The sequence below is a fragment of the Pantoea stewartii subsp. stewartii genome, assembly GCF_008801695.1.
Taxonomy (GTDB): domain Bacteria; phylum Pseudomonadota; class Gammaproteobacteria; order Enterobacterales; family Enterobacteriaceae; genus Pantoea; species Pantoea stewartii.
The window spans coordinates 1-584 of record NZ_VZPF01000222.1; the positions used below are offsets into that span (position 1 = coordinate 1).

Sequence of the window (584 nt, forward strand, 5' to 3'; positions counted from 1 at the left end):
CTATCCAGTCAGCGTAAATCTCCACTTCATGCGATTCACTCTGGATAAATTGCCGATAGCTGGCGCGCAATAAACCCGGTTTTAGCGATAATGTTTTCCCAAAAAGCCGGGCTTTCAACGCACAATTAATCCCTGCCTTGAGGGTCCTGGGATCGGTTTGCTCTTCAACGTGCTTGAGTAGCGACTCCAGTTTTTTACGAACTATCTCTTCCAGGTCTTTACGACGAAGCAATTCACGTAAAACAAGAACTAAATCACTGGGGTCAGGAAACAAGCTACGCGCCTGACGTAAAAAATCTTCTAATGCGCCGCCATGTACGCTAATCAGCTTTAATATTTGCTTCGCCTTCGGTAAAGCCTCATCCTCCAGCACGCGTTCAAAACTGTTCGATAAATTACTGGATTTTTTTTCATAATCGCGACGGTTACGGAATTGCGCCAGCGCCGCTGACATTTCATCCGTCGACTGAACAAATTTCTGTACTTCCGCCCCTGGAGACGAATCCTCCGCAGCCTGTTGTATTTCCGCCTGTTGCGCATCAGTATGCTGCGTCGCATCCTGATGAGAGGTCTGCCTGGACAAT

Annotated in this window: 1 pseudogene; it reads right to left on the minus strand. The window is 47.6% G+C overall.

Features of this window, described 5'->3' with window-relative positions:
• A pseudogene (gene invE / locus F7Q90_RS25860) lies at positions 1 to 583 on the minus strand (type III secretion system gatekeeper InvE); the annotation flags it as partial.
• Position 584 lies beyond the last annotated feature (1 nt).